Here is a 20,706-nt window from a genome sequence, read left to right on the forward strand (position 1 = left end):
CCATGCATACAACTGCCACGCAGCCAACGACGCTGCGCAAAACCCCCGGAAAAGCCGCTTTGGCCTCGTTTCTGGGAAGCACCCTCGAGTACTACGACTTTTTCATCTACGGCTCAGCCGCTGCACTGGTCTTCGGCCCGCTGTTCTTCCCTTCCGATGATCCCGCAGTTGGCCTGATCGGGGCTTTCGCCACGTTTGGCGTGGCCTACGTGGCACGGCCGGTCGGCGGCCTGGTCATGGGACATTTCGGTGACAAGCTGGGCCGGAAGAAGATCCTGCTCATCACCCTGGCCGTGATGGGACTGTCGTCCCTTGGCATCGGGTTCCTGCCGGGTTACAGCCAGATCGGCGTCTGGGCTCCGGTTCTCCTGGTCATTGGCCGCCTGGCACAGGGTTTCTCCGCAGGGGCAGAATCGGCAGGCGCGTCCACCTTGACCCTGGAGCACTCACCGGAAGGGCGACGTGGTTTCTTTACCAGCTTCGTCATGACCGGCTATGCCTCCGGCATGGTGCTCGCGACGATTGTCTTTATTCCTGTGTCCGCTCTGCCCACTGAGGCACTGATGAGTTGGGGTTGGCGCATCCCTTTCTGGTTGTCCATTGTGGTGTTGGGCATCGCCTACTGGGTGCGTACGCACCTGGATGAGACTCCGATCTTTGAAGAAGCAAAGGACCGCAAGGCTGTGGCTCCTTTGCCGTTACGGGAAGTCCTGCGTTTCCAATCTGCGGATGTGGTGAGGGTGATTGGCATGTCCATCATGTCAGTGATGCAGACGATCTTCACGGTCTTCGGTTTGTCCTACGCCACCGGTGCAGCAGGGTTCGACAAGGCACCCATCCTCACGGTGAATGCGGTAGCCATTGGCCTGTCCATGTTCGTGATGCCCCTGACTGCGAAACTCTCCGACAGGTTGGGACGCAGGCCGCTGCTGCTGACTGCGGCCATCGGCTGCTCGGTGACGATCTTCGCCTACTTCGCGGCTTTGTCCACGGGCAACATCTTCCTGGTCTTCGCCGCAGCGTTCATCAACATGACGTTGCTCTACTCCTGCTTCAACGGGATCTGGCCTGCCTACTTTGCCGAACTGTTCGCGGCCCCGGTCCGGTATTCCGGCATGGCTTTGGGGAACCAGTTGGGTTTGGTGGTGGCTGGTTTTGCTCCCCTCATCGCAGGACTGCTCCTGGGCAAGGGCCACGACGGTTGGCTTCCCGTAGCGGGATTCGCGGTACTGTGCATGGCCATCGCCGGAGTTTCCGCCTTCTTCTCCCGGGAAACGGCCAGGACTCCCATAGGAGAGTTGGGGGAGCCCTACTGGCGGGGAACTGCTGTCAGGAAGCCGTGACCGTCACCGTGTCCTGGAGGGAACGCCGGACGAACTCCGAGCTGGGTTCCGCATAAGCTGCGAGGATCCGTTTGAACAACTCGGCACCTTCGGCCCCGGGCCAGTCGGCGGGCAGGAATGCCTGCGGCAGCCCGGGGTCGAGGTAGGGAATGATGCGCCACCGGTCGATGCACCGGACGTAGGCAGCGAAGGCGGAGGCGCCGGGTTCGACTTCCGGTGCGGCATCAATGACCGCTGCTGCGTGTTCACGGATGAAATCCCTATGGAGTTCAGCAACTGCTTCCAAGTCCCACCATTTGGACGCCGCTTCCCGGAGGCTGCCACCCACCATGGGTGTACCGGCCACGAAGATTGTGGTTACGTTGCGCAGCCCCAGGTCCGACAGTATTTCCTCCACTTCCACCCGGAGGGAATCCGGGCAGATCCACAGGCCGGCGGCCACTGTCCCGCAGCCGATCCAGTGCAATCTGCGCCGCAGCTGGTGCCGTTTCTCACGTTCGGTCTCAGGGATCGAAAACGAAATCAGGCACCAGGGATCCGTGGGCGACATGGTCCGCGGGTTGTAGATCCGCCGATCGCCCCGGGCAAGCATGGTGGCCGCACCTTCTGTCAGGGTGAAGCCTGGAATGCCCTCCCGGTTCTCCTGCACGAGCACGTCCTTCTTCCGCAAGCGGCCCAATGCCGTCCGCGTGACTGTTCCCGATGTCCCCAGGGCGTCCATGAGCAACACAATGTCCTTGGTGGACATCCATCCGCCCGCGTCGCGCAAGTACAGGCCGATGACGGTGCGCAGCAATGAGGTTGTGCTGCCTGGACGGGAGTCCATGTCATCGAGGACGGCGCTCATACCCGGCTCACCGCAATTCGGCGAGGGCGTCGCGGATAGCTGCCACTCCCAGCTCAACCTCGGCGTAGCTGGTGCTGAGCGGGGAGAGGCCGATGCGGAGGCCGTGCGGGGGGCGGAAGTCGGGGATGACTCCCTTTTCCCACAGCTTGGCTGTGACGTCGGCGAAGAGCGGGTGGTCCACGGTGATGTGAGAACCGCGTTCTGCCGGGTCCCGGGGGCTGACAATCTCTGCTCCGAGCGGGACCAGGAGTTCCTCGGACAACGCGATGGCGTACTCCGTGAGTTTGATGGACTTCTCCCGTATGGCGTCCATTCCCACGGTGGCGATAAGTTCGACCATGTCCTTGAGGGGTTGCATGGCCAGGACCGGGGGTGTGCCGGTTATGAAGCGGCGGATGCCCTGCGCCGGACGGTAGGCCTCGGTCATGCCGAAGGGGTTGTCGGCGCCCATCCAGCCCCAGATGGGCTGCTGCAGGCGGTCCTGCTGCGAGGAGTTGACGTAAGCGAAGGCAGGGGAGCCGGGTCCGCCGTTGAGGTACTTGTAGGTGCAGCCGACGGCAAGGTCCACGCCCCACGCATCCAGTTCCATGGGTACGGAGCCCACAGAGTGGCAGAGGTCCCAGAGCATGAGGGCGCCGGCTTGGTGCACCTTGGCGGTGATTCCCTTAGCGTCCGCCAGGAACCCTGAGCGGTAGGCGACATGGCTGAGGACCACGACGGCGGTCCGCTCACCGAGGAGCCCGTCGAGGTCCGCGGCGCGGACGCCGCTGGCGGGGTTGGCCGCGATCCATTTGATCGTTGCCCCGCGTTCCTTGGCGATCCCTTCGATGATGAAGCGGTCAGTAGGAAAGTTGTCACGGTCGATGATGATCTCGTCGCGGCCTGGCTGAGCGTCGACAGCGGCGCGGATCATCTTGTAGAGCATGACGGAGGTGGAGTCACCCACCATGGTCTGGCCCGGGGCCGCTCCGAGGGTCACTTCGCCGATGCGGTCGCCCACAGCGGTGGGCTCGTCCATCCATTGTTCGTCCCAGCCGCGGATGAGGCGGCTGCCCCAGGCGTCGTGGACGAAGGAGGCGAGGTTCGCCGCTGTTGCCTTCAGGGGGCGTCCGAGCGAGTTGCCGTCCAGGTACGAGGTGAGCTGATCGGCGTCGGGGGCGTAAAAGGCCTCACGCTGGGCGGCGAGGGGATCAGCGGCGTCCAGTTCGGCCGACGTCTGCAGTGGGCTTTGGGTCTGCTGTGGGGTGGTCATGGCTTCTCCTGCGGAAGGTCTGGGCGGCGCTGCCCGGGGGTGGTGTGCTTAGTTGCCGATTTCGGTGCGGACGGCGTAGAGCTCGGGGAAGAACGTCAGGTCCAGGGCGCGTTTGAGGAAGTCCACGCCGGAGGATCCGCCGGTACCGACCTTGAAGCCGATGGTGCGTTGGACGGTCCGGAGGTGACGGAAGCGCCAGGCCTGGAAGTTGTCTTCGATGTCCACAAGGTCCTCGCAGGCTTCGTAGAGTCCCCACTGAGTGTCATCCGATTCGTAGATCTTCTGGAAGATGGGAACCAGATCCTTGCGGAAGATCCACGGCTCGCTCGTGTCACGGTTCAGGATGTCCGCCGGGATGTCATAGCCGGCACGGGAAAGGACCCCGAGGAACGCGTCGTACAGCGTGGGCTCCTCCAGGAGGGTGCTCAGCAGGGCGTGGGCTTCGGGTTCGCTTTCAAAGACGCGCAGCATCCCGCGGTTCTTGTTGCCCAGCAGGAACTCGACCCCGCGATATTGGTAGGACTGGAAGCCTGAGGAGCTGCCCAGGAACCCGCGGAACTGGGCGTACTCGCGCGGCGTAAGGGTGCCCAGGACGGACCACTGCTCCGTCATCGTGCGCTGGATTGCCTTCACGCGGGCGATGCATTTGAGCGCTTTGCCGAGGTTGTCAGCGTCGAAAAGCCGCCTGGCCTCCAACAACTCGTGCAGCACCAGCTTCAGCCAGAGTTCGCTGGTCTGGTGCTGGATGATGAACAGCAATTCGTCGTGGTGTTCCGGCTTGCTGAGCGGGTGCTGGGAACTAAGCAAACGATCAAGGTCCAGATACCCGCCGTAGGACATGGCGTGCCTGAAATCGGTGCGGACGGTGTCCTCGATGTCGCGGACGCTCTGGGCGGAGTGGACTGGGGGCTTTTCCATGATTCGAGATTATCACTTCCATGACGCACGTCAAGAGATTGATTATCGGCTCGCTGCATCCGAACAAACCCCGTTCCCGTAGGCTGGCTTCCATCTATTGGGGAGGGGACGATTGTGGATTCCATGGGGGACGCCGTGAGGCCCGTGTCCATCTACCTTGACGTCGACGGCGTGGTGAACCCCTTCAGTCCGATGGGAACCACGGACTGGGGCGGCGAATGGAGCATCGCCGACGCCGGCATCCTGGAGGTTGCCTTTGCGCCTGAAGCCGTGGCCGAGCTCAACGACCTCGCTGAACATCCCTCCGCCAGGTTCGTGTGGCTGACGACGTGGGAGCGCCTCGCGCCGGAGTTCCTGTGCCCCGCTATTGGCCTGAACGGCCAGGACTGGCCGGTACTTTCAAGCCAAGGCTGGGATGAGGGGCCGGAATGGTGGAAGCTGGTAGCCCTGCAGAAGGACCTGGCAGCGACCGGGAGTGAACGTATTATCTGGCTTGACGACCAGCTCAGCCAGGAGTCGGATGCCCGCTCGTGGGCCGAATACCAGCAGGATCGTGTGCTTTGCATCTCACCGGATCCCCGCAAAGGGTTGAGCCGGGGCGAACTCGCGGCCGTGCGCAGGTACCTGGGGTGAACCGGGGATCCCATACGTTTGGCTGCTCAGTGGATGGCACGTAGGATTCTTAAGGTTTCAAGCCCGCCAGAGTGAATCCCGCAAGCAGGGTCAGTTGAACAATTGCTGAACTATGCTGTGGATGGCAGGTATGGGGAAGTGAAACTGCTGAACGTCGACTCTGCAGATTGGGCAACAGGTGGATATCACCTTCATGGTCGCGCTGGTAATAGCGTTGGCCCTATTCTTTGACTTCACCAACGGGTTTCACGACACAGCCAATGCGATGGCCACGCCTATCGCTACGGGGGCGATCAAGCCCAAGACGGCCGTTGCCTTGGCCGCGGTACTCAACCTTGTGGGCGCATTCCTGTCCACTGAAGTGGCCAAGACCATTTCCGGTGGCCTGATCCGCGAAGGCTCCGACGGCATCCACATCACTCCTGACATTATCTTTGCCGGGCTGATGGGTGCCGTCCTCTGGAACATGATCACCTGGCTCAAGGGCCTGCCGTCGAGTTCCTCGCATGCGCTTTTCGGCGGTCTGATCGGCGCCGCGGTTGTGGGCATCGGATTCCACTCCATCAACTTCGAAACCGTTCTGCAGAAGGTCATCCTTCCTGCGCTCTTCGCGCCGCTGATCGCTGGCGTGGTGGCGTACATCTGTACCCGCCTGGCCTACGCGCTCACCTCGCGGCATGATCCCGAAACCGGCGACAAGCTCACGCAAAAGCGAGGCGGCTTCCGCACGGGCCAGATCTTCACGTCCAGCCTGGTGGCCCTCGCGCACGGTACCAACGACGCGCAGAAAACCATGGGCATCATCACGCTGGTCCTGATCGCCGGGGGCACCCAGACACCTGGCAGCGGACCGCAGTTCTGGGTCATCGCCGCCTGCGCCTTTGCCATTGCCATCGGAACCTACGCCGGTGGCTGGCGCATCATCCGCACCATGGGGTCCGGTTTGACCGAGGTCAAGCCCGCCCAGGGTTTCTCAGCTGAAACCAGCACAGCCTCCGCAATCCTTGCTTCCTCGCACCTGGGTTTCGCCCTGTCCACCACGCAGGTTGCTTCCGGCTCCGTCATCGGTTCCGGCCTGGGCCGCAAAGGCACCTCCGTCCGCTGGGGCACCGCAGGCAAGATCGCCTTGGGATGGCTGTTTACCCTCCCGGCATCGGCGATCGTTGGTGCCCTGACCGCCCTGCTTGTTGGGGTCGGCGTCGTGGGTGTCGTGATCGCCGCAGTAGCCGGAACGGCAGCCATCGTCTTCATGTTCGTTGTATCCCGGAAATCGCACGTTGGGCACCACAACGCCGTCGAGGTTGAAGAGGCCGGCCACGCCGTCCGGTTCCGCAAGAAGAAGAAGTCCCGAAAGAACACCCCGAGCAAGGACGTGCAGCGATGAAATGGTTGGAACTGCTGCAGGTAGCCGGCGTTACCCTCCTTGCCGCCGTGACGCTCGTGGTCCTGTACTCCCTGGGCGTGCGGCTTACTGCCATTGCCGGCGACGCCCAGCAGAAGTCCCCGGTCCTGATGCGGTCCCTGGCCTACATTTGCTTTGGCTTCTGCGGGGTGGCCGTCCTGTTCGGCATCTACCTGATTGTTCCGTACTTCGGAAAGTAGCAACTGCGGGTAGCAACTACTCTGGCAGCTTCGTCCATTCGGGAGAATAATCGGCAGTGTAGCCATGAATATGACTGCGTGGTCGTGGTCCGGCAGATATGGGGCTGTCATGAAGTGCCAATCCCGAAGCCGCCCGGCAGGACTTGCCCTGGTCCCGGTCCTGCTGCTGGTCCTTTCAGCCTGCTTGCCGCCGTCCTCTGAAGGCCTTTCCCCGCAGCCGGGGTCCGGGGCGCAAACGACCGCAACCTCCGGACAGGCCAGTCCAACGGCCGGCGATCCGACGGCGGCACAACCTGCCGGCCCTGCCGGTCCCGCAGCGCCGCAGGCAGACGCGCCAGTCGTGCGATGGATTCCCATAGGGCCAGTCGGGCCCAACGATCCCACCTCCGGTCAGCGATACCTCCTTCTGCAGCAATTCCAGTGCGACGCCCTGGACCGCAGCATCGAAGGGGCGGAGGACGCGGCCGTTTGGGTGGCCGGTGCCGCTGTCTGCCGCGCCGTGCTAAGCGGCAGCCGGGGGGACTGGGAAAGGGCGTCCAACGCGGTTTCGGCCATGCCGCGGATTCCACAGAGTCAGTGCCTGGAGTTCAGGGTTGCAGCCATGTCGGCCTCTTTGGTGGCCCAACGTCGCAGCAACCCTGATGCTGCCTTCAAGGTCGAACCCGGGCTGGGCGAGGCATGTCCGCGCCAGTTGCTGGGCTTGACGGTAGTGGACGAACAGCTCAGGCCGGTTCCGGGGACGCCCCGGGCCTCCGGCCCAAGTTCCGGCGGCACCATTGTCCGCCTCGACGGCTACTACGTCCGCGTTGGCGAGGTCATGTTCGACGGCGTTCCGGCAGACGTCGAATTCGTGGGGGACAGGGAAGACTACGGGACGCTCTACCTGCGGATGCCGCCCGCCCAAGGGCGGAAGTCAGTCCGGATATCGGTCACGGACACCGTGGACATCGCCGGTTCAGTGACGTTCTTCTACGACGACGCTGGAGTTACCCCGAGCCCTAAGGCAACCGGAGGAGGTCCATCTACCACCACCGGGACCCCCACGGTGTCCGTTGAAGCAACCCCCACGGCCTCACCGTGAGCGAAGAAACGGCGGCTCCAGACCGAAGCAACACCCGATGGCAACGGACCCTCGAGGTGCTCTCGGTCGTCGGTCCGCCGTTGACGGTTGTCACGGCGTTGCTGGTCTATTTCGGATGGGCACGCACCGATGCCCAGGCGAAAGCGATGGGCTTGGATGTCAGCCTGTTCGGCTACACGGTCCAGGACTTCATGCTGCGGAGTATCCAGTCGTTGTTCCAGCCCCTGGCGTGGTTGGTGGTCATCGCTTTGTTGTGGTTGATGCTGGACCGGGCAGTGGCACGCCTCCTCGAATTTCCCGGGCAGCGGAGGCGGGTGCAGTTGACCGCCACGGTAATTCTTTTCCTAGCTTTCGCCTATGCCGCCGTGATGTGGCTTGCGGTGACGGCGCGCCCTGAACAGACTGTCCTCTATGCGCCGTTCCTCATCGCGGCGGGGCTCGTTGTCGGCGCTTGGGGCCTGCGGGTCCGACGCCGGGCTGCCGGGCTTTCAGCGCAGGCCCCGCGCGCCGGCAAGGGCGCCCTCGAAGGGTGGCTGGTATTTGTCCTGGTGACGCTCCTGCTGTTCTGGGGAACCTCCGACTACGCCCAGGCGCTGGGGCGGGGCGCCGCGGTCGACTACCAGGAGCGCTCCCACCTGCTGCCCACCGCCGTCGTTTACAGCAAGGAACGGTTGGCCGTTACTGTGCCTAACGTCAAGGAGGAGTCGGCCGGCTCGGAGGCGGCACCCCTGTACCGTTACACCGGCCTGCGCTTGCTGGTGGTCAGCGGCGGACGGATCTTCCTGCTGAACGACGGATGGTCGCTGGATCGCGGCAGGGTGGTGGTCCTGCCGGATAACGGGAGTGTCCGCGTGGAGTATGGGAACCCTGCTTCGGACTGACTAGTCTGGGGCCATGTCGACGTTCCAGTACTACGTAGCTTCCACCATCGACGGCTTCATCGCTTCGCCTGACGACGACCTCGGCTGGCTCCTGCAGTTCGACAGCGTCGACGAAGTCAACGAGGGCATTGGCTTGTTCATGGCCGGCGTTGGTTGCATCGCCATGGGCGGAGACACCTACAGGTGGCTCATTGAGCACGAACCCGGCACGTGGCCGTATCCGGATATCCCGTGCTGGGTCTTCACCCACCACGAGTACTCCGCACCCGCGGGATCGGATATCACCTTCGTTCGGGGCGAGGTCAGCGAATTCGCTCCCGACCTGGTCAAGGCCGCCGACGGCAAGAACGTCTGGTTGGTCGGTGGAGGTGACTTGGTGGCCCAATTTGCCAACGCCGGACTGCTCGACGAAATGATTGTCACCATCGTGCCTGTGATACTGGGCGCCGGAAAGCCGCTGTTGCCGTTGAAGGGCCCGACGGCGCCACTCGAGTTGGTCTCGTCGAGGACGCTTGGTGGGGCTGCGGTGGAATTGCGCTACCGGCTGCAGCAATCCGCACGGTAATGGCGGGTTTCCGGCCCGAGCGGAATCAGTGGCGGTTGTCCCGGATCATGTTGGTGATGCGGGCTGTTGAGAGCCTCCGGCCTTTCTCGTCAGTGATGACGATTTCATGCGTGGCCAAAGTGCCGCCGAGGTGGATCGCGGTGCACGTGCCGGTGACGGTACCCGTTGCCACTGAACGGTGATGGGTTGCGCCCACTTCAATGCCGACGGCGTGGCGTCCCCTTCCGGCGTGCAACGATGCCGCAAAGGAGCCAAGGGTCTCCGCCAGCACAACGTGGGCTCCACCATGGAGAATGCCTGCTACCTGGGTGTTTCCCTCCACAGGCATGGTGGCCACCATCCGTTCCGCACTCATCTCCGTGAAACGGATACCCATTTTCACCACCAGGGTTCCCACGCCGTGCGCGGAAAGCCAATCGTGGAATTCTTCGGGCACCCCGGCCTCATTGAGTTGGTCGACAAAGCTGTTCGGCGTGAAATTGTCCATCATGCCAACTAGGCTGGCACCTGTGAGTGAAACAACCAAACCGGACCAGGTTCCAACGGCCCAAGCTGCTGCCATTGCAACAGCACCCGCCCCTTCTGCCACTACTTCCAGCGTCTCCGCGGGGGAGGGCCGGCCAAGGTTGCTGGTCCTGGATGGCCACTCCATGGCGTTTAGGGCTTTCTACGCCCTTCCTGCCGAGAATTTCTCCACGGCCCGGGGTCAGTACACCAACGCGGTGCACGGTTTTACGTCCATGCTGATCAACTTGATCAAGGACCAGAAGCCCACGCATGTGGCTGTCGCTTTCGACGTTTCCGACGACACGACGTTCCGCAAGGCGGAGTACAGCGAGTACAAGGGCGGCCGAAACGCCACTCCGGCTGAGTTCGCCGGCCAGATAGGCCTCATTGCGCGGGTGATGGAGGCATGGGGCATCAAAACCATCGCCATGCCCGGATACGAGGCTGACGATGTCCTTGCGACGCTGGCCTCGCAGGCTGATGCTGCCGGTTTCGAGGTGCTGCTGGTTTCCGGTGACCGGGACGCCTTCCAGCTCATCAACGACAACGTTTTTGTGCTTTATCCGAAGCAGGGTGTCAGCAACATTCCCAAGATGGACGCGGCCGCCATCGAGGAGAAGTACTTCGTTAAGCCCGGTTTGTACTCCGACCTCGCCGCACTTGTCGGCGAATCCGCCGACAACCTGCCCGGCGTTCCAGGCGTTGGCCCCAAGACTGCGGCCAAGTGGATCAACCTCTATGGCGGCCTGGAAGGCATCCTGGAGAACCTTGATTCCATTGGAGGCAAGGTGGGCGGCGCGCTCAAGGAGAACCTGGAAAACGTCAAGCGCAACCGCAGGCTGAACCAGTTGCTTACGGACCTGGAGCTGCCCATCACTTTGGAGGATCTCCACGAACCGCGTCCTGACCGGCAGGCCATCGAAGAGCTTTTTGAAGAGCTCGAATTCCGGACCCTCCGCACGCGCCTTTTCGACCTCTATGGTGACGACACAGCAGGGGCTGCTCCGGACACCATCGATGCCCCCGAGTTCGACTCACTCACGGATGCTTCCGGGCTGGAAGCCTTTTTCACCGCCGGATCCGGCATGCGTTCGGCCCTCGCCGTGCAGCTGGTCCCCGGCCGGGTGGGCGAGGACGCCAGTGCCTTGGCCGTCGTCCGCGCCAACGGTGCAGCCTTCATTGAACTGACGGGCCTGGACGCCGAGGCCGAGGGAGCGTTGGCCCGCTGGCTGCGTGACCCCGAAGAAGCCAAAGTGCTGCACGAGTTCAAGGCGGCACTTAAGGCCCTGCACAACCGTGGCCTCGGCCTGGAAGGGGTCGTGGATGACACGTCCATCTCCGGGTACCTCATCCAGCCCGACCGCCGCAGCTACGACCTCGCCGAACTCGCACAGGTCCATCTCAAAATCTCCCTGGCCACGGCCGCTTCCCAGTCCGGACAGCTGGAACTCGACCTCTCCGGTGATACGGACCAGGCTGCCGCTGCCGCGCTCGTCCAGCATGCCGCCGTCGTGCACGCGCTCAGCAAGCAATTCGAAAAGGAGCTTGCAGACCGCAAAGCCGACGCCCTGCTGACCACGCTGGAGCTTCCAGTGGCGCGCGTCCTGGCCCAAATGGAACTGACGGGCATCTTCGTCTCCACGGACCGTATGGATGAACAGCTGGCGGACCTCACCAAGGTGATCCAGACCGCCCAGGAACAGGCGTTTGCGGCTATCGGGCATGAGGTGAACCTCGGTTCGCCCAAGCAGCTGCAGACAGTCCTGTTCGAGGAACTGGGCCTGCCCAAGACCAAGAAGATCAAGTCCGGCTACACCACGGACGCTGCCTCGCTCAAGGCTCTGCTTGAAAAGACCGGCCACGAGTTCCTGGTCCAGCTCATGGCGCACCGAGAGTCGTCCAAGCTGGCACAGATGGTGGAGACGCTGAAGAAGTCCGTCGCTGACGATGGGCGAATCCACACCACCTACGCGCAGAACATCGCCGCCACCGGCCGTATCTCGTCCAACAACCCGAATCTGCAGAACATCCCGGTCCGCAGCGAAGAGGGGCGCCGGGTCCGCGGTATTTTCGTGGTGAGCGAAGGTTACGAGTGCTTGCTGTCCGCTGACTATTCGCAGATCGAAATGCGGATCATGGCCCACCTTTCGGGCGATGAGGCACTGATCCAGGCGTACCGGGACGGCGAAGACCTTCACCGCTTTGTGGGCTCCCGGATCTTCAACGTCGCGCCGGCAGAAGTCACCAGCGCCATGCGCTCCAAGGTCAAGGCAATGTCGTACGGGCTGGCCTACGGCCTCACCTCCTTCGGCCTGTCCAAGCAATTGGAGATTTCCGTCGATGAGGCCCGGACGCTCATGAAGGACTACTTTGACCGCTTCGGTGGTGTCCGGGACTACCTGAGGGGCGTCGTGGACCAGGCCAGGACCGACGGCTACACCGCCACCATCGAAGGCCGCCGCCGCTACCTGCCGGATCTGACCAGCACCAACCGCCAGGCCAGGGAAGCAGCAGAGCGGATCGCCTTGAACTCGCCGATCCAGGGCTCCGCTGCCGACCTCATCAAGCGGGCCATGCTGGGGGTATCGGCCGAGCTCGCCAGCCAGGGCCTGAAGTCCCGCATGCTGCTGCAGGTCCACGACGAACTCGTCCTGGAAGTAGCGCCGGGGGAGCGCGAAGCCGTGGAGAAACTGGTCATCGAACAGATGGGCTCTGCCGCGGACCTGTCAGTTCCGCTCGATGTCCAGATCGGCGTCGGATCAAGCTGGTACGAGGCCGGACACTAGCTTTCGAGTAACCGCTTGAGGGCGCGCCGCCGTGGTGGTGGCGCGCCCTCAGGCGTCTGGCTAGGCTCGAAGGCGTGGCTGATCCCAATGAAAGAAACTCCGAAAAGTACTCTGTCCAACGATTCCCTGTTGTCGCCGACAAGACTGACGAAGGCTACAGCCGTTGCACCACCTGGGTGCAGGCCGTCTCGCACGGCTTCCACCAGGAGCGGCGGGACGACGAATACCTGGCCAAAACCCTGGCTGCCTACCGGACCGACAAGCGCGAGCTGACCGGTGTCTATGTCAACGCGGACGTTCCCGAGCATTCGCTCGGCGCGGATGTCCCGGTGGCCACCTATGCCACCATGCGCAAGTCCCTCAACATCGGCTACGGGCGCCAGCTGGAGTCCAACCTGATTACTGCCGTAACCGTCCGTGGAACCCACAGGCGCAACGGAATCCTCCGCGGCATGATCACTGCCGACCTGCAAGGCGCCAAGGACGACGGCCTCGCCATGGCGGCGCTCACGGCCTCCGAAGGTTCCATTTACGGACGATTCGGCTTTGGTGTGGCCACTTTTGAACGCAGCATCAAAGTCGACACCGGTCCGCGATTCCGGCTCAAGGGACAGCCTGAAGGCGTGGTCGAAGTCGCCGATCCTTCAGTCCTCCTGGACGTTGCGCCCGAGGTCTTTGAGCGGGTCCAGCGGCTTTCTCCGGGTTCGGTCGACAGGCAGGAGTACTACCGCTTGGTGGCATCCGGTTCAATCGGCCATGACGGCAAGCCCGATGCCTCCGTGCGTTGCGCCTTGCATTACGACCCCTCCGGAACATTGGATGGCTACGTTTCCTACCGCTTCAAGGGCTGGGACCACAAGCCGTACACCATGGAAATCGTGGACCTCGTTGCCGCAACCAACGCCGGCTACCGCGACTTGTGGCGCTTCCTGGGCAGCATCGACCTCATCGACGAAGTCACGTGGGCCGAGGCCCCCGTGGATGATCCGCTGGCATGGGCGCTCGAGGACCAGAGGTGCATTGAGGCTTCCGAAGTCCGTGACATGCTGTGGCTCAGGATCCTGGATACCCAGACCGCTTTGGAGGCCCGGAAGTACCCTGCAGCCGGCCGCCTGGTTATTGAGGTCACCGACTCCTTGGGCTTGGCGGGCGGCACCTGGCTTCTGGAATCCGACGGCGGTGCTGCCGCCGTCGTCAAGGATGCTTCGGGTGAGACGCCGGACCTCAGCATGGACGCCGCAGGCCTCGCCTCCATTTACCTGGGTGCGGTATCGCCGGTGACGCTGGCAGCCGCCGGCCGCATCCGCGAGAACACCCCGGGCGCCGCGTTCCTGGCCCAGCAGTTGTTCACAGTGGAACGTTCCGCTCACTGTCTGACACACTTCTAGGCAGTACCACTTCACTACAACCACATAGTTACAACGTCAGTAAGGACATCCATGGGGGATTCCAAGCGGCGGCCATTGGCTGGCCGGCGATCAGTGCTGCTTGGAATGGCAGGTTTGGCAACTGCTGTCCTGGCAGGATGTGCAGACAGCGGGACCGGGTCCTTGCCGGCCGCTCCTGAAAAGGATGCGGCAACGGAGCAATTGCGGCCAACCGGTCCCGCTACGCCGCCTCCGTCCGTCTCTGCCAAGTCGAGCGAACAGGCTGCAGCCGCCCTCGCGCAGCCGACCATGAAGACCCCGGCGGTGCCGGACAAACTAAAAATCCTTGCTGAGTTTGCAGGCAGGCAGCCAAAGGAATGGGGACTGCACGTCACCGGAGTCGTCAACGACTCTCCGGCCAAGCAAGTGGCTTTGACGTTCGATGCGTGCGGCGGGCCGGGGGGTTCAGGGTGCGACCATGAACTGCTGCAGACCCTGCGCAAGCTCCACGTACCCGCCACACTCTTCGTCAACAGCCGCTGGATCCAGGCCAATCCCGGACTTTCCGCGGAGCTGGCAGCGGACCCGCTGTTCGAACTGGCCAACCACGGGACATCACACCTTCCGTTGTCGGTCAGCGGCAAGTCAGCCTATGGGATCACCGGAACGGCCACAGCGTCCGCGGCGTACGACGAACTCATGGGCAACCAGGCAATCATGCAGGACACGTTCGGGAAGTCCCCGCGGTTCTTCCGTCCGGGAACGGCCTTTTACGACGACGTCACGGCCGCCATGACGCGCAGGCTCGGCATGCTGCCGGTCAACTTTACTGTCAACGGCGACGGCGGCGCGACCTTTCCGGCGGCCACCGTCGCCACCGAGGTGGGCCGGGTCGGGCCCGGAGACATTGTCATTTCGCACTTCAACAAGCCGGCGGGAGCAACGGCGGAAGGCTATGGGCGCGCCTTGCCGCGGTTGCTGGACAAGGGTATTTCCTTCGCGCGGCTCGGGGATGTCTTGAAGCCATAACACCGCTTTTGACCCTGCTTTGCCAATACGACTAGAATAAACGGGCGTGTACTACGTGCATGCATCCATTTTGTACTAATCCACAAATCAGGATGACCCGGCGCTTTGCCGTGTTCTGCCGTCCGGACCCGGGCGGCAGCGGTTTGCCTGACCGACTAACTATCCACAACGGAGCCCCTACTACATGACCATCACCTCCACCGAGAAGCCCGGTACCCCCGTAGTCGCCATTAACGACATCGGTACCGCTGAGGACTTCCTCGCAGCTGTCGACGCCACCATCAAGTACTTCAACGACGGAGACCTCGTCGAAGGTACCGTCGTCAAGGTCGACCGCGACGAAGTTCTGCTCGACATCGGTTACAAGACCGAAGGTGTCATCCCTTCCCGCGAGCTTTCCATCAAGCACGATGTTGATCCCGGTGACGTTGTCGCCGTTGGCGATCAGGTCGAAGCTTTGGTTCTCACCAAGGAAGACAAAGAAGGCCGTCTGATCCTCTCCAAGAAGCGTGCTCAGTACGAGCGTGCCTGGGGCGACATCGAGAAGGTCAAGGAAGAAGACGGCGTCGTTACCGGTACCGTCATCGAGGTTGTCAAGGGTGGCCTCATCCTGGACATCGGCCTGCGCGGCTTCCTGCCCGCATCCCTCGTCGAGATGCGTCGCGTCCGCGACCTCGCTCCGTACATCGGTCAGCAGATCGAAGCCAAGATCATCGAGCTCGACAAGAACCGCAACAACGTTGTTCTGTCCCGCCGTGCATGGCTCGAGCAGACCCAGTCCGAGGTTCGCTCCACGTTCCTCAACAAGCTGGAAAAGGGCCAGGTTCGTCCGGGCGTTGTTTCCTCCATCGTCAACTTCGGTGCATTCGTGGACCTGGGCGGCGTAGACGGCCTCGTTCACGTTTCCGAGCTGTCCTGGAAGCACATCGACCACCCGTCCGAGGTTGTCGAGGTTGGCCAGGAAGTCACCGTCGAGGTCCTCGAAGTGGATCTGGACCGCGAGCGTGTCTCCCTGTCGCTCAAGGCTACGCAGGAAGATCCGTGGCAGACCTTCGCCCGCACCCACGCCCTCGGCCAGGTTGTTCCGGGTAAGGTCACCAAGCTGGTTCCGTTCGGTGCGTTCGTTCGCGTCGAAGACGGCATCGAAGGCCTCGTCCACATCTCCGAGCTGGCTGTCCGCCACGTGGAGCTCGCCGAGCAGGTTGTCTCCGTTGGCGACGAACTGTTCGTCAAGGTCATCGACATCGACCTCGAGCGTCGTCGCATCTCCCTCTCCCTCAAGCAGGCCAACGAGGGCGTGGACGCTGACAGCACCGAGTTCGATCCCGCTCTGTACGGCATGGCCGCTGAGTACGACGAAGAGGGCAACTACAAGTACCCTGAGGGCTTCGACCCCGAGTCGAACGAATGGCTCGAAGGCTACGAGACCCAGCGCGCCGCTTGGGAGCAGCAGTACGCTGACGCCCAGACCCGTTGGGAAGCCCACAAGAAGCAGGTTGCCCAGCACGCTGCCGACGACGCTGCTGCTGCAACGTCCGGTGAGAGCGATTCCGGCACCACCAGCTACTCCTCGGAGCCGGCTGCTGCTGAGTCCAACGCTGGCACCCTGGCGTCCGACGAAGCACTCGCCGCACTGCGCGAGAAGCTGACCGGCAACTAATTCCGCCGCCCTCACGGGATGTGCTGAATAGCCAAAGAAGGACCCCTGCCTCCGGGCAGGGGTCCTTCTGTTTTGCGGTCAATCTGTTGGCGCATTCTTAGGCCGGAACGTCAATCCATTCGGTACCCTCGGGACGGAGGAGTGAGCTGCCTGCGGTCAGTGCCGCCACCCGGGCGTGGGCATCGCCAATCTCAGTGGCTGAGTCCTCCAGCGCTATGCGCAGGACCGCATGCCGTGCTTCATACGAGGTTTCAGCCATGACATATCCGGCATTCCGGAGTTCGTTCTCCAAACGCCCGGCTTCGGCATGGGCGACCTCTACGGCGCAGAGCCGCAGACGCCGTCGCTGAACCAGGGGAGCCAGGTCCAGGGCCGTCGAGACCGATTCCGAATAGGCACGGACCAGCCCGCCCGCCCCCAGCAGAATTCCGCCGAAATAGCGTACGACGACGGCAGCGACGTCGCTGAGGTCGGTCACCCCGGGCTGCGACTCACGTTTGATAAGGGCTTCGAGCATCGGTATGCCCGCGGTACCGGAGGGTTCGCCGTCGTCGTTCGATCGCTGGATCATCCGGTCCGGTCCGATGACGAACGCCGAGCAGTGGTGGCGGGCGTCGTGGAACTCGCGCCGCAGCCCGGCCACCAACGCGCGCGCGGAATCCTCATCCGGCACCCTGCGGAGCACGGTGATGAAACGCGACCGCCGGATTTCCAGTTCGTGGCGGAAGTCGGGCCCTGCCCGGAGCGTCGTGTACCGGGTCGCACGGCTTTCTTCCTCAATTTCCACCGCTTCAGTCTAGTGTTGAGGGGTGCTGAAAATCGGACTGACGGGCGGCATCGCCTCAGGCAAATCGTTGGTGGCATCCAGGCTCCGGGAGCTGGGGGCACTGCTCATAGACGCGGATGTTATCGCCCGGCAAGTAGTGGAACCCGGGACACCGGGGCTGGAACAGGTTGTTGAAGCCTTCGGTCCTGGCATCCTGGATCACGACGGCGGGCTCGACCGGCCGAAGCTGGGTTCCATCGTGTTCCGGGAACCGGCTCAGCGCGAAATCCTGAACGCCATCGTCCACCCGCTCGTCCGCAAGTCCGCGGCCGCCATCATGAACAGCGCCGGTGCGGGTGGCATCGTGGTGCAGGACATTCCTCTGCTGGTGGAAACCGGACAAGGCAGCACCTTTCATCTGGTGTTGGTAGTGGATGCGCCTGATGAGCTGCGTGTCCAACGGATGGTGGAGCTTCGAGGCATGACGCCGGAGGACGCGCGTTCCCGCATGGCCGCGCAGGCCTCCAGGGCGGAGCGCCAAGCTGCAGCCGACGTCATCCTGGACAATTCCGGCAGTCGGGAGGATCTACTTGTCGCGGTTGATGCACTGTGGGAGCGGCGTCTGGTGCCTTTTGCGGAAAACATCAAGCGTGGTGTCCGCGCGCCCCGGACCGATGGCCCCGTCCTTGTTGCCCCGAATGGGGAATGGGCACGGCAGGCCGAACGGCTGGCAGCCCGCGTCGCCCTGGCTGCTCCGGATGCGATTCTGGCGGTTGACCATATCGGCTCAACCTCTGTGCCGGGCCTGGCCGCGAAGGACGTCATCGACCTTCAACTGACAGTGCGCGATCTCGAGACGGCCGACCGGATCTCGCCCCTGCTTGGCGCAGCCGGATTCCCAGCAGTGCAGCACGTTCGCGGGGACACTCCGAAGCCCTCCCACCCTTCTCCGGAATCCTGGCAAAAGCGCTTCCATGCCAACGCCGATCCCGGCAGGGCTGTGAACCTTCACGTTCGGAAGGCTGGATCGCCCGGCTGGTATTACGCCCTGTTGTTCCGGGACTGGCTGCGCGCCGACCCTGCAGCCCGCGCTGAGTATGAGGCCCACAAACGCGGCCTGGCCGGGGCCCATGCGGGGGACAAGGACAGTGCAGCCTATGCAGAAGCCAAAGAGCCTTGGTTCACTGACGTGGCGTGGCCGCAGATGGAGGAGTGGGCCAAACGCACCGGCTGGGCACCGCCGTCGTATTCATCTTCCGCTGAGCGCAAACGCGGACAGTAGCTGTCCGGGGTCGGGGGTAGATTTGATGTATGAGCCTTGCCCAGGAAATCAACCGTGTCGTCGCACCCTTTGAAGTTGTCAGTGACTATAAGCCCGCAGGCGACCAGCCATCCGCCATCGCAGAGTTGACCGAACGCATCAACAACGGTGAGAAGGACGTAGTCCTCCTTGGTGCCACGGGTACGGGCAAGAGCGCCACCACGGCATGGCTCATCGAGCAGGTCCAGCGGCCTACCTTGGTGATGGTGCAGAACAAGACCCTGGCGGCGCAGCTGGCCAACGAGTTCCGGGAGCTCCTGCCGAACAACGCGGTTGAGTACTTCGTTTCGTATTACGACTACTACCAGCCGGAAGCGTATGTGGCCCAGACGGACACCTTCATCGAGAAGGACTCGTCCATCAACGAGGAAGTCGAACGGCTGCGCCACTCTGCCACCAACGCATTGCTGACCCGCCGCGATGTCATCGTGGTGGCAACCGTTTCCTGCATCTACGGCTTGGGCACGCCCGAAGAGTACATCGCCGGGATGGTGACACTCCGGAAGGGAGCGGAAATGAACCGCGACCATCTCCTGCGGAAGTTTGTCTCCATGCAGTACGCCCGCAACGACATGGACTTTCACCGGGGAACCTTCCGGGTCCGTGGCGATACCGTGGAAATCATTCCCATGTACGAGGAACTCGCCATCAGGATTGAGTTCTTCGGCGATGAGATCGAGAACATCCAGACGCTCCATCCGCTGACTGGCGAGGTCATCCGGGAGGAGGAAGAGATGTACGTCTTCCCGGCCTCGCACTACGTGGCCGGTCCCGAACGGATGGCGCGGGCCATCAAGCGGATTGAAGACGAACTGGCGGACCGCCTGAAGGTCCTCGAAGCCCAGAACAAGCTGGTGGAAGCCCAGCGACTCCGCATGCGGACCACCTATGACCTTGAAATGATGCAGCAGATGGGGTTCTGCAACGGCATCGAGAACTACTCGGTGCACATCGACGGCCGCGAGCCCGGCACGGCACCTCACTGCCTCCTGGACTACTTCCCGGATGACTTCCTGCTGGTGGTCGATGAATCGCACGTGACCATTCCGCAGATCGGCGCCATGTACGAAGGCGACATGTCCCGGAAGCGAAACCTCGTGGACTTCGGCTTCCGGTTGCCCTCTGCCATGGATAACCGGCCCCTGAAATGGGACGAATTCCTTGAGCGCATCGGCCAGACGGTCTACCTCTCGGCCACTCCCGGAAAGTACGAGCTCGGCAAGGCCGATGGCTATGTGCAGCAGATTATCCGACCCACGGGCCTCATCGACCCCGAGGTGGTGGTCAAACCCACCAAGGGCCAGATCGACGACCTGCTGGGGGAGATCCGAATCCGCACGGAGAAGAACGAGCGCGTTCTTGTGACCACCTTGACCAAGCGGATGGCCGAGGACCTCACCGATTACCTTGTGGGACACGGCATCAAGGTGGAGTACCTGCACTCGGACGTCGACACCTTGAGGCGTGTGGAGCTGCTCCGGGAACTGCGCATGGGTGTCTTCGATGTCCTGGTGGGCATCAACCTGCTCCGGGAAGGCCTTGACCTTCCGGAGGTCTCCTTGGTGAGTATCCTCGACGCCGATAAGGAAGGCTTCCTGCGTTCCTCCACGTCGCTGATCCAGACCATCGGCCGTGCCGCCCGTAACGTGTCGGGCCAGGTCCACATGTACGCCGACCGGATCACGGACTCCATGGCGCACGCGATTGATGAGACCAACCGGCGCCGCGCCATCCAGGTCAAGTACAATACTGAGCACGGCATCGACCCGCAGCCCTTGCGCAAAAAAATCGCTGACATCACCGACCAGTTGGCCAAGGAAGACGCAGACACCCAGGAGCTGCTCAACAACAACCGGCTGGCCAAGGGCGGCAAACGCGGTAAGACGTCCGCGAAGGGTGCCGCAACTGTCCGGCAGGACGGCCTTGCAGCAGCGCCAGCGGAGGATTTGGTGGGCCTCATCGAACAGCTCACGGAACAAATGCATGGTGCAGCCGCCGAACTCCAGTTCGAGGTCGCGGCAAGGATCCGTGACGAAGTCAAGGAGTTGAAGCGCGAATTACGGCAGATGCAGTCCGCCGGTCACGCCTAGGGTAAGGTTTAAGCCACGTAGGGGAGTATCCCAAGCGCTAGGTTCGTCAGCACGCAAG

18 protein-coding genes are annotated in these 20,706 nt (G+C 62.8%); 13 read left to right on the forward strand and 5 right to left on the reverse strand.

All coding sequences use genetic code 11. From position 1 onward, the window contains the following. The first annotated feature begins 2 nt into the window (after positions 1–2). Positions 3–1,343 carry an MFS transporter gene (locus tag AB4Y81_RS00105; protein WP_018777524.1) on the forward strand — a complete coding sequence of 447 codons (1,341 nt, stop codon included), beginning with the start codon at positions 3–5 and terminating at the stop codon, positions 1,341–1,343. On the opposite strand, the gene AB4Y81_RS00110 is transcribed toward AB4Y81_RS00105, so the two are convergent. From AB4Y81_RS00110 to kynA, 3 genes are read right to left on the reverse strand one after another with little or no spacing between them, the layout of a single operon-like run. Continuing rightward, on the reverse strand, positions 1,330–2,190 hold the full coding sequence (locus AB4Y81_RS00110; RefSeq protein WP_431230567.1) for a PaaX family transcriptional regulator: 861 nt from the start codon (positions 2,188–2,190) through the stop codon (positions 1,330–1,332). The genes AB4Y81_RS00105 and AB4Y81_RS00110 overlap by 14 nt on opposite strands. Positions 2,191–2,197: 7 nt before the next feature. Beyond that, positions 2,198–3,442: a kynureninase gene (locus tag AB4Y81_RS00115; protein ID WP_018777526.1), complete on the reverse strand. Its 1,245-nt coding sequence runs from the start codon at positions 3,440–3,442 to the stop codon at positions 2,198–2,200. A 48-nt stretch (positions 3,443–3,490) separates the two neighbouring features. Continuing rightward, positions 3,491–4,360 carry a tryptophan 2,3-dioxygenase gene (kynA, locus tag AB4Y81_RS00120; protein ID WP_018777527.1) on the reverse strand — a complete coding sequence of 290 codons (870 nt, stop codon included), beginning with the start codon at positions 4,358–4,360 and terminating at the stop codon, positions 3,491–3,493. Between the two features lie 114 nt (positions 4,361–4,474). On the opposite strand from kynA, the gene AB4Y81_RS00125 reads away from it, so the two are divergent. The 6 genes from AB4Y81_RS00125 to AB4Y81_RS00150 all read left to right on the forward strand — a co-directional run bounded on the left by AB4Y81_RS00125 (position 4,475) and on the right by AB4Y81_RS00150 (position 9,122). Beyond that, positions 4,475–4,993 carry an HAD domain-containing protein gene (locus AB4Y81_RS00125; protein WP_039241178.1) on the forward strand — a complete coding sequence of 173 codons (519 nt, stop codon included), beginning with the start codon at positions 4,475–4,477 and terminating at the stop codon, positions 4,991–4,993. A gap of 178 nt (positions 4,994–5,171) precedes the next feature. Beyond that, a complete protein-coding gene (locus tag AB4Y81_RS00130) occupies positions 5,172–6,377 on the forward strand; it encodes an inorganic phosphate transporter (RefSeq protein WP_018777529.1) in 1,206 nt (401 codons plus the stop codon). Next, positions 6,374–6,595: a hypothetical protein gene (locus AB4Y81_RS00135; protein WP_018777530.1), complete on the forward strand. Its 222-nt coding sequence runs from the start codon at positions 6,374–6,376 to the stop codon at positions 6,593–6,595. The genes AB4Y81_RS00130 and AB4Y81_RS00135 overlap by 4 nt, the downstream gene beginning before the upstream one ends. Positions 6,596–6,704: 109 nt before the next feature. Then, positions 6,705–7,676 (forward strand): hypothetical protein, encoded by a 972-nt coding sequence (locus tag AB4Y81_RS00140; protein ID WP_064722102.1) that lies wholly within the window; start codon positions 6,705–6,707, stop codon positions 7,674–7,676. Further along, positions 7,673–8,557 (forward strand): hypothetical protein, encoded by an 885-nt coding sequence (locus AB4Y81_RS00145; protein ID WP_018777531.1) that lies wholly within the window; start codon positions 7,673–7,675, stop codon positions 8,555–8,557. The genes AB4Y81_RS00140 and AB4Y81_RS00145 overlap by 4 nt, the downstream gene beginning before the upstream one ends. Before the next feature lie 13 nt (positions 8,558–8,570). Next, positions 8,571–9,122 (forward strand): dihydrofolate reductase family protein, encoded by a 552-nt coding sequence (locus tag AB4Y81_RS00150; RefSeq protein WP_018777532.1) that lies wholly within the window; start codon positions 8,571–8,573, stop codon positions 9,120–9,122. A 25-nt stretch (positions 9,123–9,147) separates the two neighbouring features. On the opposite strand, the gene AB4Y81_RS00155 is transcribed toward AB4Y81_RS00150, so the two are convergent. Beyond that, positions 9,148–9,612: a hotdog fold thioesterase gene (locus AB4Y81_RS00155; RefSeq protein ID WP_026267138.1), complete on the reverse strand. Its 465-nt coding sequence runs from the start codon at positions 9,610–9,612 to the stop codon at positions 9,148–9,150. A 160-nt stretch (positions 9,613–9,772) separates the two neighbouring features. On the opposite strand from AB4Y81_RS00155, the gene polA reads away from it, so the two are divergent. The 4 genes from polA to rpsA all read left to right on the forward strand — a co-directional run bounded on the left by polA (position 9,773) and on the right by rpsA (position 16,471). Further along, on the forward strand, positions 9,773–12,415 hold the full coding sequence (gene polA / locus AB4Y81_RS00160) for a DNA polymerase I (RefSeq protein WP_441994984.1): 2,643 nt from the start codon (positions 9,773–9,775) through the stop codon (positions 12,413–12,415). Positions 12,416–12,489: 74 nt separating this feature from the next. After that, the gene (locus tag AB4Y81_RS00165) at positions 12,490–13,803 is read left to right on the forward strand and encodes a GNAT family N-acetyltransferase (RefSeq protein ID WP_441994788.1); all 1,314 of its coding nucleotides are present in this window, start codon (positions 12,490–12,492) and stop codon (positions 13,801–13,803) included. A gap of 51 nt (positions 13,804–13,854) precedes the next feature. Then, positions 13,855–14,811 (forward strand): polysaccharide deacetylase family protein, encoded by a 957-nt coding sequence (locus tag AB4Y81_RS00170; protein WP_189075598.1) that lies wholly within the window; start codon positions 13,855–13,857, stop codon positions 14,809–14,811. A 184-nt stretch (positions 14,812–14,995) separates the two neighbouring features. Further along, on the forward strand, positions 14,996–16,471 hold the full coding sequence (gene rpsA / locus AB4Y81_RS00175; protein ID WP_011774756.1) for a 30S ribosomal protein S1: 1,476 nt from the start codon (positions 14,996–14,998) through the stop codon (positions 16,469–16,471). Between the two features lie 97 nt (positions 16,472–16,568). Here the strand turns inward: rpsA and AB4Y81_RS00180 are convergent, their stop codons facing one another. Continuing rightward, the gene (locus tag AB4Y81_RS00180) at positions 16,569–17,258 is read right to left on the reverse strand and encodes an IMPACT family protein (protein ID WP_441994791.1); all 690 of its coding nucleotides are present in this window, start codon (positions 17,256–17,258) and stop codon (positions 16,569–16,571) included. A 22-nt stretch (positions 17,259–17,280) separates the two neighbouring features. Between AB4Y81_RS00180 and coaE the strand changes: the two genes are divergently transcribed. Both coaE and uvrB read left to right on the forward strand, forming a co-directional pair. After that, the gene (gene coaE / locus AB4Y81_RS00185; protein WP_039241194.1) at positions 17,281–18,519 is read left to right on the forward strand and encodes a dephospho-CoA kinase; all 1,239 of its coding nucleotides are present in this window, start codon (positions 17,281–17,283) and stop codon (positions 18,517–18,519) included. Positions 18,520–18,548: 29 nt separating this feature from the next. Continuing rightward, positions 18,549–20,648, forward strand: coding sequence for an excinuclease ABC subunit UvrB (gene uvrB / locus AB4Y81_RS00190; protein ID WP_441994793.1), 2,100 nt, complete (start codon positions 18,549–18,551; stop codon positions 20,646–20,648). Positions 20,649–20,706 lie beyond the last annotated feature (58 nt).

It is taken from the genome of Paenarthrobacter sp. TAF1, assembly GCF_052113825.1.
GTDB classification, from domain to species: Bacteria; Actinomycetota; Actinomycetes; order Actinomycetales; family Micrococcaceae; genus Arthrobacter; species Arthrobacter nicotinovorans.

Coding starts and splice junctions, on each gene's coding strand:
- uvrB (WP_441994793.1), top strand. CDS start 18,549: ATGAGCCTTGCCCAGGAAATCAACCGTGTCGTCGCACCCTTTGAAGTT.
- AB4Y81_RS00135 (WP_018777530.1), top strand. CDS start 6,374: ATGAAATGGTTGGAACTGCTGCAGGTAGCCGGCGTTACCCTCCTTGCC.
- AB4Y81_RS00150 (WP_018777532.1), top strand. CDS start 8,571: ATGTCGACGTTCCAGTACTACGTAGCTTCCACCATCGACGGCTTCATC.
- AB4Y81_RS00170 (WP_189075598.1), top strand. CDS start 13,855: ATGGGGGATTCCAAGCGGCGGCCATTGGCTGGCCGGCGATCAGTGCTG.
- kynA (WP_018777527.1), bottom strand. CDS start 4,360: ATGGAAAAGCCCCCAGTCCACTCCGCCCAGAGCGTCCGCGACATCGAG.
- AB4Y81_RS00140 (WP_064722102.1), top strand. CDS start 6,705: ATGAAGTGCCAATCCCGAAGCCGCCCGGCAGGACTTGCCCTGGTCCCG.
- polA (WP_441994984.1), top strand. CDS start 9,773: ATGGCGTTTAGGGCTTTCTACGCCCTTCCTGCCGAGAATTTCTCCACG.
- AB4Y81_RS00155 (WP_026267138.1), bottom strand. CDS start 9,612: ATGATGGACAATTTCACGCCGAACAGCTTTGTCGACCAACTCAATGAG.
- rpsA (WP_011774756.1), top strand. CDS start 14,996: ATGACCATCACCTCCACCGAGAAGCCCGGTACCCCCGTAGTCGCCATT.
- AB4Y81_RS00110 (WP_431230567.1), bottom strand. CDS start 2,190: ATGAGCGCCGTCCTCGATGACATGGACTCCCGTCCAGGCAGCACAACC.
- AB4Y81_RS00105 (WP_018777524.1), top strand. CDS start 3: ATGCATACAACTGCCACGCAGCCAACGACGCTGCGCAAAACCCCCGGA.
- AB4Y81_RS00115 (WP_018777526.1), bottom strand. CDS start 3,442: ATGACCACCCCACAGCAGACCCAAAGCCCACTGCAGACGTCGGCCGAA.